The sequence below is a fragment of the Staphylococcus caseorum genome (genome assembly GCF_049943195.1).
GTDB classification, from domain to species: domain Bacteria; phylum Bacillota; class Bacilli; order Staphylococcales; family Staphylococcaceae; genus Staphylococcus; species Staphylococcus equorum_A.
The window spans coordinates 1,529,385-1,546,712 of record NZ_JBNFUA010000001.1 but is presented as its reverse complement, the minus strand read 5'-3'; the positions used below and the strand labels follow the sequence as shown (position 1 = coordinate 1,546,712).

The following is a 17,328-nucleotide window of genomic DNA, read 5'->3' as shown; positions in this document are numbered from 1 at the left end:
TATTAATGAAAAATTACAAAGCTTATCTTATTGATTTAGATGGCACGATGTATAAAGGTAATGAAACGATTGATGGTGCAACGCAATTTATAGAATATCTAAACCAACAACAAATTCCACACTTATATGTAACGAACAATTCTACGAAAGAACCAGAAGAAGTAGCTTCTAAATTACATACAATGGGTATAGATGCAAAGGCTGATGAAGTAGTTACTTCAGCACTTGCAACTGCTGAATACATTTCAGAAGCATCACCAGGTGCTACTGTTTATATGTTAGGTGGTAGCGGCCTTGAAAAAGCACTCACTAGTCATGGATTAATATTGAAAGACGATGAGTTTGTTGATTACGTAGTAATTGGATTAGATGAAGCAGTGACTTATGAAAAATTAACCACTGCAACATTAGGCGTACGCAATGGTGCAAAATTTATATCAACGAATCAAGATGTATCGATACCTAAAGAACGAGGCTTTTTACCAGGTAACGGAGCTATTACAAGTGTTGTAACAGTATCTACAGGTGTTCAACCGACATTTATCGGTAAACCTGAACCTATTATTATGAAAAAAGCATTAGAAATTTTAGATTTAGAGCGCTCAGAAGTAGCAATGGTTGGAGATTTATATGATACGGATATTCTTTCAGGAATTAATGTGGGCATTGATACGATACATGTACAAACTGGCGTCACAACTAAGGAACAAATCGTACTAAAAGAAATACCGCCGACTTATACGTTTAAAGATTTGAATGAAGTGATCAAAGAACTCAAAATGTAGGGGTGATTGTATGAATAAAATAGTCGTTAGTAGAAAAATACCTAAGTCATTTATAGAACAATTAGAAACACTTGCGGATGTAGAAGTTTGGAACGAATCTTATACACCAATGCCAAGAGATAAATTTTTGGACTCTTTAAAGGATGCAACTGCTTGTCTTATAACTTTAAGTGAAAAAATTGACGAAGAAGTTATAGAAGCAGCGCCTCATTTGAAAGTGATTGCAAATATGGCAGTTGGTTTTGATAATATAGATGTGCAACTTGTACAAAGTAAAGGGATAGTTGTTACGAATACGCCTGGCGTGTTAACTGAGACAACAGCAGAACTGGGCTTCACTTTGATGTTGACCGTGGCAAGACGCATTGTTGAAGCGGAACAATACGTACAAAAGGGTGAATGGCAAAGTTGGGGACCATATCTTTTGGCAGGTAAAGATTTATATAATGCTAAGGTGGGTATCTACGGCATGGGTGATATCGGTAAAGCCTTTGCGAGACGCTTGAAAGGATTCAATGCAAATATTATGTATCACAATAGATCACGACATAAAGACGCTGAAGAAGCGTTAGGCGCTTTGTACGTGCCGTTTGATACATTGCTTGAGCATAGTGATTTTATTATTTGTACAGCACCACTTACTGAAGATACAAGAAATAAATTTGATACTGATGCATTTAAAAAGATGAAAAATGATGCAATATTCATTAACATTGGACGAGGTGCAGTTGTTGATGAGGAAGCACTTGTCAATGCTTTACAAGATGGAGAAATTGCTGCATGTGGCTTGGATGTCTTACGTCAAGAACCGATTGAAATGACGCATCCATTGTTATCAATGAAAAATGCAGTCATCTTACCGCATATTGGTAGTGCATCTGTAGTAACGAGAAATCGTATGATTCAACTTTGCGTCGATAATATACGCTTAGTGTTAAGTCATAAAAATGCTAAAACACCGATTTCATAAAATTAAATTACATGTTTTTCAGAACTGCTAACAAAGTCATTGACTTTGTTAGCAGTTTTTTTGCTCAAATTTGAATTGATTATAAAAATGAGGTAATAAATACTCATTTTTAATAAACGATGAACATTCGTAAGTTTAAATACATAAAATAACAGAACATTAATTTTTAATGTGGCTCATTTTGTTATATCAATATTTAATAAAAATTAATTCCTCTCTTTTTATGCGTCATTCAATATAACATTTTTGTTATATATAAATTTGTTTATTCAATTGTCAAGCGGTGGTAAAAAATGTATAATATATTAGTAAAATGTTAACGCAATGTAAATTGCTTAGGTTAATAAAATTTTATTTATTACATAATTTGATTATAGTATAGTCTGAATTGAAACAGAAGAGGTGAACAATGAGTAAAAAAATAGAACAAGATTCATTATTTCATAAGTTAAAACCCTGGCTCATAACGCTGCTTTATTTTGCTATTTTTATAGCGTTGTATCTCATATATGGTACTGGCGATACTCATAACAACTTTATTTATAATGAATTTTAATAGAGGAGAGAAGCATGAAAGATATTATACATTCACTAATTGAAAATGCCCAAAATCACCCTGATCATAAAGCAATTCAACATAATAATGAAAGTTTGACGTATCGTGAATTAAACCAATATTCAAATATACTCGCTGACATTATTAAAGATTCGAAGCGACCGCTCATTTTATATGGCCACATGTCTCCATTTATGATTGTCGGCATGATAGCAAGTATTAAAGCAGGTTGTGGTTATGTACCGCTCGATACATCTATCCCTAAAGATCGTATTCAGTCCATTATTGAAAAAATAGAAGGTCAATTTATATTCAATACAACTGACAATGATATAAATATAAAGAAAATTGATGTGATAGATCACAGTATGATAATAAGTACATTAAACATGAAACAATTTGATTCTAAAATGGTAGGTGAGGATATTGCTTATACGATATTCACATCTGGCTCAACAGGTGAGCCTAAAGGAGTTCAAATAAGCTACGAAAGTTTAAATGAATTCACTAAATGGATGGTTGACCTTAATGCATTAGGTTATAAGCAACAATGGTTGAATCAAGCACCATTTTCATTTGATTTATCAGTAATGGCAGTGTATCCATGTATCGCTACCGCAGGCACATTAAATTTAGTAGATAAAACGATGATTAATAAACCTAAACTATTAAATGAGATGCTGGAGCACTCAAACATAAATATATGGGTTTCAACGCCATCCTTTATGGAGATGTGTTTAATGCTACCTAATTTATCTGAGACAACATACACGAGTTTAAAAGAATTTTTCTTTTGTGGTGAAATTTTGACGCATAGAACTGCCGAAATGTTATTACAGCGTTTTCCATCTGCTTATATATACAACACATATGGTCCTACAGAAGCAACTGTAGCTGTTACAAGCATATTGATTACTGAAGCGGTAATTAAGCAATATAATCCTTTACCGGTAGGAGTGCCAAGACCAGGTACATTTTTGTCACTTTCAGATAAAGGCGAGCTTGTTATTTCTGGAAAGTGTGTAAGCAAAGGATACGTCAAAGATGAGGCGCGTTCTAATGAAGTTTTTAAAATAAACAATAATAAAAAACAATACTACACTGGTGACAAGGCAGAATTAAGAGATGACCAGTGGTTTATTAATGGTCGCATAGATTTTCAAATTAAATTAAATGGTTACAGAATGGAATTAGAAGAAATAGAATTTCAATTACGCCAAATAGCATGTATCAAGGAAGCTATAGTAGTGCCAATATATAAAGGTAATAAAGTCATACATTTAAATGCGGTAATCGTAGTAAATGAAGCGGACCGTGTTGAAAATGAACAAGAAGCAATTCATGGCATCAAATATGAATTAAAACAGCATATACCAGAATATATGATACCAAGGAAAGTTATATTCCAAGATAAATTGCCTCTAACAGTAAATGGTAAATTAGATCGTAAAAAGATTGCTGAGGATGTAATGTAATGATTCCATATGGCACATTTATGTTTTTTCTCATAGCAATTATAGTATTAATACCGGTCATTATTCTTGGTCTTATGGGTAAAAGAAGTCGTATATATAATGGTGTGAGTACTGCGATAATGATTGTACTTATTTTCTCATCTGAAAAGCACAATTTATTTGGACTGGATTATTTAAGTGTTCAGGTTATAAATTTTGTGCTTTATACGATTTGGCAAGTCGTAATTATTATGTATTATTGGAAATCTAGAGCTAAAAATAATACATTTAACAAATTTTTTATGGTAATCACATTATCTATATTACCGTTAATTATTGTGAAAGTGATGCAAAGTTCTTGGTTTGGAACTGCACAGCTGAAACTTCACGAAAATAAAGTAATAGAGTTCATAGGATTTTTAGGTATTTCATATGTAACTTTTAAAAGTGTTCAATTATTGATGGAAATACGTGACGGCTCAATTAAAGAAATAAAAAGTTGGAAAGTCATACAATTTATTTCATTCTTTCCAACCATTTCATCAGGGCCTATTGATCGATATAAACGATTTGTAAAAGATGATAATAAGGTACCTAATAGTGAGCGTTATCGTGAACTATTAGTTAAAGCAATTCATTTTATAATGCTAGGATTTTTGTATAAATATATTATTGCTTACTTAATCCAAATGTATGCAATCAATCCACTTATGTTAGATTTTACGAGATTTTCTGCAAAATGGTTGTATATGTATGCCTACAGTTTATATTTGTTTTTTGATTTTGCAGGCTATTCGTTGTTTGCAATTGCATTTAGTTATTTGTATGGCATACAAACGCCTCAAAACTTTAAGCAACCTTTTAAAGCTAAAAATATTAAGGATTTTTGGAATAGATGGCATATGTCTTTATCGTTTTGGTTTAGAGATTGTATATATATGAGGGCCTTATTCTTTATGTCAAAGAAAAAATTATTGAAAAGCCAATTTACGATGTCGAATATTGCGTTCTCACTTAACTTTTTAATCATGGGTGTGTGGCATGGTATTGAATTTCATTATATTTTATATGGTTTGTATCATGCGGCACTCTTTATTGGCTACGGTTATTATGAAAAGTGGCGGAAAAACCACCCACCACGATGGCAAAATCAATTTACCACAATGTTAAGTATCGTTATCACATTTCATTTTGTGACATTTGGTTTTCTGATATTTTCAGGAAAACTGTTTTAAAAAATAGGAGGAATTTTCATGGAATTTAGAGAGCAAGTTTTAGATTTATTAGAAGAAGTAGCTGAAAATAGTATTGTTAAAGAGAATCCAGATGTTGAGTTATTTGAAGAAGGCATAATAGACTCATTTCAAACAGTCGGGCTTTTACTAGAAATACAAAACAAATTAGATATTGAGGTTTCAATCATGGATTTTGATAGAGACGAATGGGAAACACCAAATAAAATTGTAGCGGTTTTAGAAGAATTAAGATGAAATTAAAGCCATTTATACCAATTATCGTAAGTCTTATATTGTTTGGGATTTTCTTAGCTATACCAGTGAATTGGTTTACAGGATTGGTCAATTCAAAAACGTTAGAAGCACAACGTATATCATTATCAGATCAAGTGTTAAAAGGAACGTTAATTCAAGATAAAATGTATGAATCTGATGCATATTATCCAATTTACGGTTCGAGTGAACTTGAAAAAGATGATCCTTTTAACCCAGCTATATTAATAAACAATGATAAAAATATTTCTGGCAAACCATTTTTAATTGGAACGGGTGGTTCAACAGATTTAGTTAACGCAGTAGAACTTGGTTCGCAATATGATAATCTTAAAGGTAAAAAAATGGCCTTTATTGTATCACCACAATGGTTTACTAATAATGGTTTAACCTCTGAAAATTTTAAAGCACGTATTTCTAAAGCGCAGTTAAATCAACTGTTTAAACAAAATAATTTAAGCCCTGAACTTAAACAACGATTTGCTAAAAGGTTGTTACAGTTTAAAGATGCTGAAAATAAGTCGTACTTGGAAAAAGTAGCGCAACAACCCCAAAATGTTAATGATGCTTATATTTCATCTTTCAAAGATAATCAATTTAAAAAAATTGAATTAATAAAAGCTATGTTTCCGTTAACTTCCTCTCCATTATCGCAAGTTAAACCTGTAACTCAAGAAGGCCAGTCATGGAAAGATATTCAACAGCAAGCAGAAAAATATGGAAAAGCACGAACAAAATCAAATGAGTTTGGTATTAGAGATGAATATTGGGATTTAATAAAAAGCCATAAACGTAAAATAAATAGAGATTATGAGTTCAATATTAACTCGCCTGAGTTTAATGATTTAGCATTGTTAGTAGATACACTAAACGAAGCTGGTGCTGATGTTGAATATATAATCTTACCATCTAATGGTAAGTGGTATGATTATATTGGTATTGATAAACACAGAAGACAAGGTATCTATAAAAAAATCAATCAAACAATTGTAGAACATGGCGGGGAAGTTTATGATATGTCAGATAAAGATTATGAACCATATGTTGTAAGTGATGCAGTACATATTGGCTGGAAAGGCTGGGTGTATATAAGCGAAAGAATTAATCAACACTTACAAGAATAATTTAGCGCTTTATTAACAAGTCTCCGACCAAATTGATAAATCAGTAGATTAGATGTCTAAACTGAGCATGTATTTATATTAAGTTTTTAAAAAAATACTTCTCCATTTATAAAGACAAATAGTTATTATGAGATAGGGAATGCGAATCAGAAATTGATTTCGTATTCCCTATACTATTTTTAGGATGCATTTATTAGAGAGTCACGGTGAAAAAAGTCCGTAATATTGTATAATCAGTCAGAAAATTGATATTATGACAAAGCATACATCTATATTAAAGCACTTGTAATTTTAGCAAAATAAAAAAGCTAAACGATGTTATTTGTTTAGCTTGTCTATGCTTTGAAACTATTCGCATTGCAAAAGTGAAATAGTTAATTAAAGTGCTCGAAAGAAACTTGATCTTTAGATGTTATCTATATATGAATATATCAATTAGAATACTTGTTCTACTTCGATTACTCCTGGTACTTCTTCATGCAAAGCACGTTCAATACCTGCTTTTAAAGTGATTGTTGAACTAGGGCATGTACCACAAGCGCCATGTAATTGTAGTTTAACAATACCATCTTCTACATCAACGAGTGAACAGTCACCGCCATCACGTAGTAAGAAGGGACGCAGTTTTTCAATTACTTCTGCTACTTGATCAAACATTGTTACGTTTTCAGTTGGCATGGAAATGCCTCCTTTCAAGTGAGTTATTTCATATTCTACTTATCTTTTTATTATAATAGAAATGTAAGGAAAAATCTATCAATCGATACAAAAGGGGAATGTTAAAATGAATAAAGCTAGTGTAATCGTTTATGGTGCAGATATTGTTTGTGCAAGTTGTGTTAATGCACCAACAGCACGCAATACTTATGATTGGTTACAACCATTGTTAAAAAGGAAGTATCCAGATATTCAGTTTGAATTCACATATATTGATATTGAAAAAGATACTGAGAACTTAACAGATCATGATCAACAGTACATTGAACGCATTCAAGAAGATGAATTATTCTATCCATTAGTTACTATAAATGAAGCATATGTATCAGATGGTTATGTTCAATTAAAAGATATCACGAAATTTATGGATTCGCATTAATCATTTACTGTTTAGTCTTTCATTTAATATTACGTTTTTAAAAAATATAAAGCGCTTGAGACATTTAATTATAATGTCTTAAGCGCTTTATTGTCCAAATTTATTTTTCTTAATAGTGAAATTGAGAAGAGAGGGCTATTTAACCGTTATGGTATTTATATAACCATAGTACGCCTGATTTTAAAATAGAAGCTAAGCGCCCGGTAACAGTACGGTCCATTATATAAGCAAAACCTTTTTTATCCCCAAGTGAGCCAAGGAAACCTTGAACTTTAATTTCAGGCATTTTTTCTGGAAGTGCTTTGCCTTGCCATTGTAATTTCATAACATCTGCAATTTGATCACCTTGTGCTTCAGCGAGCTGTGCACTTGGTGCATGTGGTAATTCTGCACAGTCACCTACCACATAGACGTTTTTATAGGTAGGCACTTGGTGATATTGATTTAAAATAACACGGCCACCTTTACTAATGTCTATTGGAAGGTTTCTTACTACTTCAACAGGTTGAATACCTGCTGTCCACACGATTAAATCTAATTCTTCAGGTACATCATTATTATAGATACGACCTGGTTCCACTCGGTTAATATCAGAGTTTGGTACTACAGTTACATCATTTTTCTTAAACCAATTTTCAATATATTGACTTAACTTTTCAGGAAAACGACGTAGAATACGTTCGCCTCTGTCATAGAGGTAGATTTTTAAATCTTCACGACTTTCACGTAATTCACTTGCTAATTCGATACCACTTAATCCAGCACCAACGATACCTACTTTGGCACCATTTGGTAATTCACTTAAATGGTGGAATGTCTCACGAGATTTAGATAGCGTTTGAATACTATGTGTGTATTCTTCAGCACCTGGAACATTGTGATACTTATCTTCACAGCCTAAACCAATTACTAATTCATCATAATCTACTTTCGTATTGCCAACGGAAATAATTTGATCTTCTAAATCAATATCATTAATTTCGCCAAAAACATTGTTGATGCGATCAGAATCAGGAAAATTCATACGAACATCCTTATCAGATTTAGTACCAGCAGCCAACTCATAAAACTCTGGCTTTAAACAGTGGTAAGGCATACGGTCAATTAATGTGACCGAATAATTTTCAGGAAGTGCAGATGGTAAAATATGTGACATAATACGCATATTTCCATAACCGCCACCTAATAATACTAAGTTTTTCATTTGTGATACCCCTCTAGTAAAAATTGTATTGAGCAATAAGATAAAATGAGATGTATTTTATATTAAACTCGTCAATGTAAGTTATTAAATATAATGTGGTTAAATCATATTTCGTCTTTCATCGATATACCAATTTTCTATAATCTGCTTACTTAGATATATTATAAGCCTTTTTGAATACTTCTACAAATAAAGTAGATACTTTATTATTTGTAATTACATTTAATTTGAAACAGAATTTATTATTTCATCAACTTAAGTAATAACGGCTTGTTTTGACGTGATCTATTTGATAAATAAATATGTTTAACAGAGTTATTATATATCTATAATCAACTGCTTATTCTGTTCGATAAGTCAGTTTAAAAGTGTAGATATTATAAGCTAGTATGTAGTCAAATATGTCCAGTATTTGTTATAATTGTTTAACTGATAATTTATGAGAGGGTGTATTATGAATCCAATAATTGAGTTCTGCATTTCGAATTTAGCGAAAGGCGGGGACTACGTATATAATCAACTTGAAAATGACCCTGAAGTAGACGTATTAGAATATGGATGTCTACAAAATTGTGGACTATGTTCAAGTGGGTTGTACGCACTAGTGAATGGTGATATCGTTGAAGGTGAATCGCCAGATGACTTATTACAAAAAATTTACGCACATATAGAAGAAACATGGATTTTTTAGGAGGTAATTATAATGGCAGTAGTTGAAATAACTGAAGCAGCAGCATATGAAGTAAAAGACATGTTACAACAAAATGATATGGCAGATGGTTATTTAAAAATTAAAATAAATGGTGGCGGTTGTACAGGCCTTACTTATGGCATGTCAGCTGAAGCAGAGCCAGGTGACAACGATGAAGTCTTGGAAGTCCACGGTTTGAAAATACTTGTAGAAAAATATGACAAACCTGTATTAGATGGTACTAGAATTGATTTCAAACAGTCACTTATGGGTGGCGGTTTCCAAATTGATAATCCAAACGCAGTTGCATCTTGCGGTTGTGGTAGTTCATTTAGAACAGCCAAAGTTGCTGGTTCTCCAGAAGATTGTTAATTTGATTTTTAAAATTTAAAGGCTATAGTTCGCATAATATCCAAGGTGAACTATAGTCTTTTATAAGTTTATGTGAAATAATAAACAATATGGGCATTAGCGCTTGAAAATAAGCTATAAAAACTATAAAATTAGTATTGGGTAAAAAATGTCTTTTTTGTGAATTACTAATTAAAATATAGGGTATAGCAAAAGACTATGGCAACAAAAAAATTATGAAAGCTTAGGTGAATGAAATGGCTCAAGATCGTAAAAAAGTATTAGTTTTAGGTGCGGGTTATGCAGGTTTACAAACTATTACAAAATTACAAAAGCAAATTTCAGCAGATGAAGCTGAAGTTACATTAATTAATAAAAATGATTACCATTATGAAGCTACTTGGTTACATGAAGCTTCAGCAGGTACGATTAGCTATGAAGATTTACTATATCCAGTTGAAAGTGTAGTAAACAAAGACAAAGTTAACTTTGTTAAAGCAGAAGTTACAAAAATCGACCGCAATGCTAAAAAAGTAGAAACTGACGCTGGTATCTTTGATTACGATATCTTAGTTGTATCATTAGGTTTCGAAACTGAAACATTTGGTATCAAAGGCATGAAAGACCATGCTTTCCAAATTGAAAACGTTTTAACTGCTCGTAAATTATCTCGTCATATCGAAGACAAATTTGCTAACTATGCATCTTCTAAACAAAAAGATGACAAGGATTTAGCTATTATTGTTGGTGGCGCAGGATTTACTGGTGTGGAATTCTTAGGTGAATTAACTGACCGCATCCCTGAATTATGTAATAAATATGGTGTAGAACAAGGCAAAGTTAAAATAACTTGTGTCGAAGCTGCTCCAAAAATGTTACCAATGTTCTCTGATGAATTAGTTAACCATGCTGTAAGTTACTTAGAAGATAGAGGCGTAGAATTCAAAATTGGTACTCCAATCGTTGCAGCTAACGAAAAAGGTTTCGTAGTAAAAGTTAACGATGAAGAGCAACAATTAGAAGCTAATACAGTTGTATGGGCTGCTGGTGTTCGTGGTAGCAAATTAATGGAAGAATCATTTGAAGGTGTTAAACGTGGACGCATCGTTACTAAACAAGATTTAACTATAGAAGGTTATGACGATGTCTTTGCAATTGGTGATGTTTCTGCATTTATCCCAGCTGGTGAAGAACGTCCATTACCAACAACTGCACAAATTGCTATGCAACAAGGTGAACAAACTGCTAAAAATATTAAAAATATTTTAGAAGGTCAACCAACTCAAGAATTTGAATATGTTGATCGTGGTACTGTATGTTCATTAGGTTCTAATGATGGTGTAGGCGTTGTTTACGGTAAAGATATCCAAGGTAAAAAAGCTGCATTCATGAAAAAAGTTATCGATACACGTGCAGTATACAAACTTGGCGGTGTCGGCTTAGCATTTAAAAAAGGTAAATTTTAATATATCAATTAAATAATACAGGCGCATGCACTATGTGATTCTGTACTTAAAAAGACCTGTCTAGTAAATAGATAGGTCTTTTTATTAAATGAAAAAGCATTAAGCCATATAAACTGTAGTATCTTTTTTAATAAAATAATTGTTAGACAATGACACATTAAAAATTTAATTTAAAAAGAGGGATGCGCAATGGAAGTAACAATGCAAAGCAATACTAATATTAACAATAAAACTTTAGTAGTTAGTGTGCCGGAACACTTGAATCAAATTAGCGAGTTAACTGTAGAAGATGAAAATATAATTGAAAAATTAGAAGAACTAAAACGTAATCAAATTATTAATACAAATGTTGGGACAATTTCTAGTACACTGTTTTCATTAAATGGTAAAAAATTAAAACTCATCACAGTTGGTTTAGGCAATTTAAAAACAACGAACTATAGTGATTTTTTAAAAGTATTTGGTAACTTATTCCAATATTTAAAAAAAGACAGAATTACTCAGGCTTCGCTCTTATTTGATACGTTTGGCTCTCAGGTAATCACGATAGATACGGTTGCAGAAATTTTAGGGCAGCAAAGTGAACAAGCAACGTATCAATTTGATGGTTATAAAACGAATAAAATGCCGCCTTATCAACTTGACTTAGATATACATACAGAAAGTTCAACAGTGCACACATTTGTTAAGCAAGGATTAATTATTGGTTCATCGATTAATTTAGCGCGCGATTATAGTAATATACCGCCTAATATATTAACACCAGGTTATTATGCTGAATGCATTCAAAACCACTTTAAAGATACAGACGTTGCTGTCGATATTAAAGATAGCGATACGGTACAACGTGAAGGATTTGGATTGATACATGCAGTTGGTAAGGGTTCAAAGCATGGCCCTAGAGTTATTACACTTACATATAATGGAGGCAATGCGGATGCTGAGCCTATCGCACTTGTAGGTAAAGGTATCACTTACGATTCTGGTGGCTATTCTATTAAACCTAAAATAGGTATGCAAACAATGAAGTATGATATGTGTGGTTCTGCGAATGTGATTGCAATGATTGAAGCGGCACGTCAATTAGAACTTAAAGTAAATATTGTAGGGGTTATTGCAGCCGCTGAAAATATGGTGAATGAAATAGCTATGAAACCTGACGATGTTTATACAGCGTTAAGCGGTGAATCTGTTGAAGTATTAAATACGGATGCTGAAGGACGCTTAGTATTAGGAGATGCGGTATTTTATGCAAAGCAATTTCAACCGCAAGTCATTCTTGATTTTGCAACTTTAACTGGCGCAGCTGTAGCCGCACTTGGTGAAGATAAAGCTGCAGTGTTTAAACATAATGCAGAACAACAACTTGAGGCTATATTGGCTAAAGCACAATTAGTAGACGAATATGTTTTTGAATTACCAATGACTGCTACAGAACAAAGTTTAATCCGTAAAAGTGAAGTCGCAGATTTAGTTAATCATACGAATGGTCATGGAAAAGCTTTGTTTGCTGCTACATTTATTAATCATTTTGCAGGTGAAACACCTCATTTACATTTTGACATTGCAGGCCCTGCAACAACTCATAGCAACACACATAAAGGACCAAAAGGACCGACAGGCTATTTAATACCAACCATTGTTCAATGGTTGCGTACATTAAAGTAATTTAAATATTTTTGTTATTATTAAAATGGAAAACTCATAAATCATTTTATAGGGTTTTCCATTTTTTTATTTATAATATGAAAAGAACATTCAACAATCATTTGACGACAGGTGATGAATGATAAATTTGTTGAAAAATATGAGAACGCTTTGGGTAAATGTCATTGACAATTGAAGTAGATATTGATATTATAAATCTCGCAATGCTTTAGTTCGATAACGTGGTAAAGGAGTTATGCTTTGTGATGAATGCAGTAGTTATAGCAGTCGTACTGATGATTGTCCTATGTTTATGTAGATTAAATGTAGTGATAAGTTTATTTATTGGTGCGCTCGTAGGTGGCTTAATTTCAGGAATGAATATCACTGAAATTGTGTCCGTCTTTGGTAAAAATATAGTAGATGGTGCTGAAGTAGCACTTAGTTATGCTTTGTTAGGTGGTTTTGCAGCACTTATTTCTTATAGTGGCATTACCGATTATTTAGTGAATAAAATTATAGATGCTATCCATGCTGAAAATAGTAAAATGTCACGAATAAAAGTGAAAATTATTATTATTGTTGCATTATTAGCGATAAGTATAATGAGTCAGAACTTAATTCCTGTACATATTGCATTTATTCCAATTGTTATACCACCACTCATTAGTTTGTTTAATGAACTTAATATCGATAGAAGACAAATAGCGATTATTATAGGCTTTGGTTTATGTTTTCCTTATGTACTTATGCCATTTGGTTTTGGTCAAATTTTCCATCAAATTATTCAAAGTGGTTTTTCAAAAGCAGGCCACCCAATTGAAATGGGTATGATATGGAAATCAATGCTCATCCCGTCGCTAGGGTATATTGTCGGCTTGATTGCAGGTATATACTATTATAGAAAACCTAGAAAATATATTCAGCGTGATGAAGTAAAAGATACAACTCAAACTGAAATTAAACCTTATATACTTATAGTTACAGTAGTTTCAATCATTGCAACATTCCTTGTACAATTGTTTACAGATTCAATGATCTTTGGTGCATTAGCAGGTGTCCTAGTATTCTTTATTTCTAGAGCATATAAATGGACTGAATTAGACAAAAAATTTGTAGATGGTATACAAATTATGTCCTTTATCGGTGTCGTTATTTTATCTGCAAATGGTTTTGCGGGTGTAATGAATGAAACAGGAGATATTGCTAAATTAGTGAACGGTATTAGTGGTGTGATAGGAGATAACAAACTTATAAGTATTATCGTAATGTATTTGATTGGATTAGTTGTCACGTTAGGCATTGGCTCCTCATTTGCTACGATACCTATTATAGCTACATTATTTGTTCCTTTAGGTGAATCATTAGGATTAAGCACGATGGCGCTTATAGCTTTAATTGGTACAGCAAGTGCATTAGGTGATTCTGGTTCGCCAGCAAGTGATTCAACATTAGGCCCAACTGCAGGTTTAGATGTTGATGGTCAGCATGATCATATTAGAGATACGTGTATTCCTAACTTTATGTTTTACAATATACCATTAATTATTTTCGGTACAATTGCTGCTATGGTACTATAAAGCTATTAAGTGAAAATGGAGTGACAGCAATGACTAATATGTTAGAAGCGTTAAACATGAAAATAGAAAAAGAAGCACAGGGTTTATTAATTATGTCAATGCCAGTAACTGATCAAGTTAAACAACCATTTGGCTATTTACATGGTGGCGCAAGTTTAGCATTAGGAGAGACAGCTTGTTCTATGGGTGCAGCATATTTAATCGATACGGATCAATATGTACCACTAGGATTAGAAATGAATGCAAATCATATTGGTTCTACCACAGAGGGCACAATTTACGCAACGGCATCTATCATACATGAAGGTAAGACAACACAGGTATGGAATATAGATATTAAAGACGATACAGATAGATTAATTTGTGTTATGCGCGGAACAATTGCTATAAAGCCTTTGAAACGTTAATAAAAATAAAAAGAGCGATATAAAGTTAAATAACTTTATATCGCTCTTTTTGTTTTACTTTTACTTTCAATTTCATCATAAGCTTCTGCAATTCGAAGTGCAGCTTCTCGTCCGCCCATAATATTACGCGCAAATGGACCAAGCATTAAATCAGCTAAACCGCCTGTGACAAACAGGTTAGGTAACCATTCTAAGGTTGATGAGATAAATGGCAAGCCACACGATGTTATAGGTGCTTGGAAGTGATCTGTGAGTTGCTTAATAATAGGCTGTTGCATGATTGATTCTTTAAATCCTGTAGCTAATAAAATGCGGTCATAGTGTAAGCAATCATTTTCAGTGCAAATGTGATGCTGTTGAATATTTGTAAGTTCATTGACATGTATACTCAATCTGTTTTGTTTGATGTACTTTTTAAGCCTTAATTCGAGTTCTTTAGGCATAGACCCTCTATGTCGCTCGCGTTTAATAATATCAAATCTTTGTTCAGAAGATTGAATCGCATTAAAAGACGTCATATTTTTAGGACCGAGCCATCCTGGGTCTGCATCAAAATCATGTACATCTATGGGTTTATTCGTCCACAAGTGAATTTTATTATTATTTTCTTTTAATAGTCTTAAACATAAATGTGCAGCTGATATACCACTACCAACGACATGTGAGGTTTCTGGATCATAAGATCCATCGTCATCGAACACATGGGATATATCGGGGTGTTGTGTAAATAGTTCAGGCGTGTATGTATCATGATTACAGCCAAAAGCAATAATTAAATTATCTGTATGTATCCATTCACTATTGCTTAATTGTATTAACCATTGCTTGTCGTCCTTTTCTATTTTATTGACATAACTTTGTATATGACTTTGGTTTAATTCAAAATAATGAATAAGCTCATGTGTATGATCCATAAACATGTCACGATTTGGTCGTTTGTATGGCCCATAGGCTGGGTTTGTATAGTGCATTTTCTTAGCATATTGTTTCAAATGAAATGGATTAGGATGGACATGATGTACGCATGGAGAACGTAAATAGGGCATGTCTATACGTTTAGTATAATTATTGAATTGTTCACAGAGATTATGATGAGGGTCTATGATTTTTAAATGATCACTTTTTAACCCCTTCGATCTTAATTTGATAGCTATTGTAGCTGCATGTAAACCACCGCCGATAATTGTCCAAGTTGTCATAAGCATTCAAACTCCTTTTAAAACGAAATGATTACGATTTAATATATCATTAAATTTAACTTATGACAAATAGAAATAAACATACTGGTCAAAATATCTTAGTCTCCGTCTATAAAGAATAAAAAACACTCAGCTATTTAATGATAGCTGAGTGTTTCATAATGTAGGAAAAGCAATTTATATTAGATTTTTGTATCTTTTAACTCATCTTTTAAATCGTTACGTTTTGTTCGTTTTGAAGCGGGTGTATCTAAATTATATGCAGCTTTAATAATAAGGTGACTTGATAGTGGACCGGTGATTAAGATAAATAATATACCGATAAGTAATTGCATACTTGCGTAACCCTCACGTCCAATAAAGAACAAGAATACGCCACTAATTAATAACATCGCTCCTAATGTTGCTGCTTTACCAGCAGCATGTGCTCTTGAATAGACATCGTCTAAACGTAAAAGGCCAATCGCTGCAAGTGCACTAATAAGTGAACCAAGGATAATTAAAATAAGTGCGATACTAATGACGATCGTCGTTATCATATTCAATCACCTTACCTTTATCCATATATTTCGCGAATACTGCTGTACCTAAGAAAGCTAAAATACCAATCATTAGAATAACGACCATCATATATTTAGTACCTAAGAACACACTAAATAATGCGACGATGGCCATAAGTTGAATACCAATTGCATCAAGTGCAACAACACGGTCAGCTAGAGAAGGGCCTATGATTACACGTACAAGCATACCTAGCATAGACAACGCTACGATGACTAATGCGATAATTAAAATTATATTATAGTTCATCATTTTTCGCCTACCTCTCTAACGACTTTTTCAAGGGAAGATTTAATACCTTCCACTTCTTCCTCTTTAGTACTAAAATCAATGCAGTGTATATAAATTTCAGTACGATCATCACTTATGCCTAACACGACTGTACCAGGTGTTAAGGTAATTAAGTTAGATAATAACGCAATTTCCCAGTCTGTTTTCAAATCTGTATTATAAGTGAAAAATGCTGGTTCGTTGTCTATCTTTGGCTTAACAATAATGCGTATCACATCGACGTTGGCTTTTATTAATTCTATGATGAAAACGAAGAAGAGTTTAACTATTTTATAAACTGTAATAATGTAAAATCTTCCAGGTAAAATACCACGCATTAGGTATACTAATAATAGGGCAAATAAGTAGCCTAGTATAAAGTTATTAAAAGTATAACTCCCTGTTACAAACAACCAAAAAACAGATAAAAGTAAATTCACTAATATTTGGACTGCCATA

20 protein-coding genes are annotated in these 17,328 nt (G+C 32.7%); 14 read left to right on the top strand and 6 right to left on the bottom strand.

What is annotated here, in order from left to right; all coding sequences use genetic code 11:
- Positions 1-5: 5 nt before the first annotated feature.
- From ACP3TL_RS07965 to dltD, 7 genes are all read left to right on the top strand, one after another.
- Entirely contained in the window at positions 6-785 is a 780-nt protein-coding gene (locus ACP3TL_RS07965; protein WP_069833024.1) for a TIGR01457 family HAD-type hydrolase, read from the top strand.
- 10 nt (positions 786-795) lie between these two features.
- Positions 796-1,755, top strand: a complete 960-nt coding sequence (locus tag ACP3TL_RS07960; RefSeq protein ID WP_069833025.1) for a 2-hydroxyacid dehydrogenase — start codon at positions 796-798, stop codon at positions 1,753-1,755.
- A 409-nt stretch (positions 1,756-2,164) separates the two neighbouring features.
- Positions 2,165-2,311: a teichoic acid D-Ala incorporation-associated protein DltX gene (locus tag ACP3TL_RS07955; protein WP_069833026.1), complete on the top strand. Its 147-nt coding sequence runs from the start codon at positions 2,165-2,167 to the stop codon at positions 2,309-2,311.
- Positions 2,312-2,325: 14 nt separating this feature from the next.
- Positions 2,326-3,786 (top strand): D-alanine--poly(phosphoribitol) ligase subunit DltA, encoded by a 1,461-nt coding sequence (gene dltA / locus ACP3TL_RS07950; RefSeq protein WP_069833027.1) that lies wholly within the window; start codon positions 2,326-2,328, stop codon positions 3,784-3,786.
- A complete protein-coding gene (gene dltB, locus ACP3TL_RS07945; protein WP_069833028.1) occupies positions 3,786-5,000 on the top strand; it encodes a D-alanyl-lipoteichoic acid biosynthesis protein DltB in 1,215 nt (404 codons plus the stop codon). The genes dltA and dltB overlap by 1 nt, the downstream gene beginning before the upstream one ends.
- 18 nt (positions 5,001-5,018) lie before the next feature.
- Complete coding sequence (gene dltC, locus ACP3TL_RS07940; RefSeq protein WP_057512747.1) at positions 5,019-5,255, top strand: D-alanine--poly(phosphoribitol) ligase subunit 2; 237 nt, start codon at positions 5,019-5,021, stop codon at positions 5,253-5,255.
- Positions 5,252-6,397: a D-alanyl-lipoteichoic acid biosynthesis protein DltD gene (gene dltD / locus ACP3TL_RS07935; protein ID WP_285326201.1), complete on the top strand. Its 1,146-nt coding sequence runs from the start codon at positions 5,252-5,254 to the stop codon at positions 6,395-6,397. The genes dltC and dltD overlap by 4 nt, the downstream gene beginning before the upstream one ends.
- 435 nt (positions 6,398-6,832) lie before the next feature.
- On the opposite strand, the gene ACP3TL_RS07930 is transcribed toward dltD, so the two are convergent.
- Positions 6,833-7,075 (bottom strand): NifU family protein, encoded by a 243-nt coding sequence (locus ACP3TL_RS07930; protein ID WP_002483816.1) that lies wholly within the window; start codon positions 7,073-7,075, stop codon positions 6,833-6,835.
- 106 nt (positions 7,076-7,181) lie between these two features.
- On the opposite strand from ACP3TL_RS07930, the gene ACP3TL_RS07925 reads away from it, so the two are divergent.
- A complete protein-coding gene (locus ACP3TL_RS07925; RefSeq protein ID WP_069817988.1) occupies positions 7,182-7,493 on the top strand; it encodes a YuzD family protein in 312 nt (103 codons plus the stop codon).
- 139 nt (positions 7,494-7,632) lie between these two features.
- Here the strand turns inward: ACP3TL_RS07925 and ACP3TL_RS07920 are convergent, their stop codons facing one another.
- Entirely contained in the window at positions 7,633-8,697 is a 1,065-nt protein-coding gene (locus ACP3TL_RS07920; RefSeq protein ID WP_069817989.1) for an NAD(P)/FAD-dependent oxidoreductase, read from the bottom strand.
- Between the two features lie 454 nt (positions 8,698-9,151).
- Between ACP3TL_RS07920 and ACP3TL_RS07915 the strand changes: the two genes are divergently transcribed.
- From ACP3TL_RS07915 to ACP3TL_RS07890, 6 genes are all read left to right on the top strand, one after another.
- The gene (locus ACP3TL_RS07915; protein ID WP_002512218.1) at positions 9,152-9,388 is read left to right on the top strand and encodes a YuzB family protein; all 237 of its coding nucleotides are present in this window, start codon (positions 9,152-9,154) and stop codon (positions 9,386-9,388) included.
- 12 nt (positions 9,389-9,400) lie between these two features.
- Positions 9,401-9,760, top strand: a complete 360-nt coding sequence (locus ACP3TL_RS07910; RefSeq protein WP_069817990.1) for a HesB/IscA family protein — start codon at positions 9,401-9,403, stop codon at positions 9,758-9,760.
- Between the two features lie 236 nt (positions 9,761-9,996).
- Complete coding sequence (locus tag ACP3TL_RS07905; RefSeq protein ID WP_069833030.1) at positions 9,997-11,205, top strand: NAD(P)/FAD-dependent oxidoreductase; 1,209 nt, start codon at positions 9,997-9,999, stop codon at positions 11,203-11,205.
- 189 nt (positions 11,206-11,394) lie between these two features.
- On the top strand, positions 11,395-12,873 hold the full coding sequence (locus ACP3TL_RS07900) for a M17 family metallopeptidase (RefSeq protein ID WP_069833031.1): 1,479 nt from the start codon (positions 11,395-11,397) through the stop codon (positions 12,871-12,873).
- Between the two features lie 242 nt (positions 12,874-13,115).
- The gene (locus tag ACP3TL_RS07895; protein WP_069833032.1) at positions 13,116-14,432 is read left to right on the top strand and encodes a Na+/H+ antiporter family protein; all 1,317 of its coding nucleotides are present in this window, start codon (positions 13,116-13,118) and stop codon (positions 14,430-14,432) included.
- A 29-nt stretch (positions 14,433-14,461) separates the two neighbouring features.
- Complete coding sequence (locus ACP3TL_RS07890; RefSeq protein WP_065339144.1) at positions 14,462-14,839, top strand: hotdog fold thioesterase; 378 nt, start codon at positions 14,462-14,464, stop codon at positions 14,837-14,839.
- A gap of 35 nt (positions 14,840-14,874) precedes the next feature.
- Here ACP3TL_RS07890 and ACP3TL_RS07885 read toward each other — a convergent pair whose 3' ends face one another.
- From ACP3TL_RS07885 to ACP3TL_RS07870, 4 genes are all read right to left on the bottom strand, one after another.
- Entirely contained in the window at positions 14,875-16,038 is a 1,164-nt protein-coding gene (locus ACP3TL_RS07885) for an NAD(P)-binding domain-containing protein (protein ID WP_069833033.1), read from the bottom strand.
- A 182-nt stretch (positions 16,039-16,220) separates the two neighbouring features.
- Complete coding sequence (locus ACP3TL_RS07880; RefSeq protein WP_069817995.1) at positions 16,221-16,577, bottom strand: Na+/H+ antiporter subunit G1; 357 nt, start codon at positions 16,575-16,577, stop codon at positions 16,221-16,223.
- A complete protein-coding gene (locus tag ACP3TL_RS07875) occupies positions 16,555-16,848 on the bottom strand; it encodes a Na(+)/H(+) antiporter subunit F1 (RefSeq protein WP_069818052.1) in 294 nt (97 codons plus the stop codon). Before ACP3TL_RS07875 ends, ACP3TL_RS07880 begins: the two co-directional genes overlap by 23 nt.
- Complete coding sequence (locus ACP3TL_RS07870; RefSeq protein ID WP_069817996.1) at positions 16,848-17,327, bottom strand: Na+/H+ antiporter subunit E; 480 nt, start codon at positions 17,325-17,327, stop codon at positions 16,848-16,850. Before ACP3TL_RS07870 ends, ACP3TL_RS07875 begins: the two co-directional genes overlap by 1 nt.
- Position 17,328: the final 1 nt, after the last annotated feature.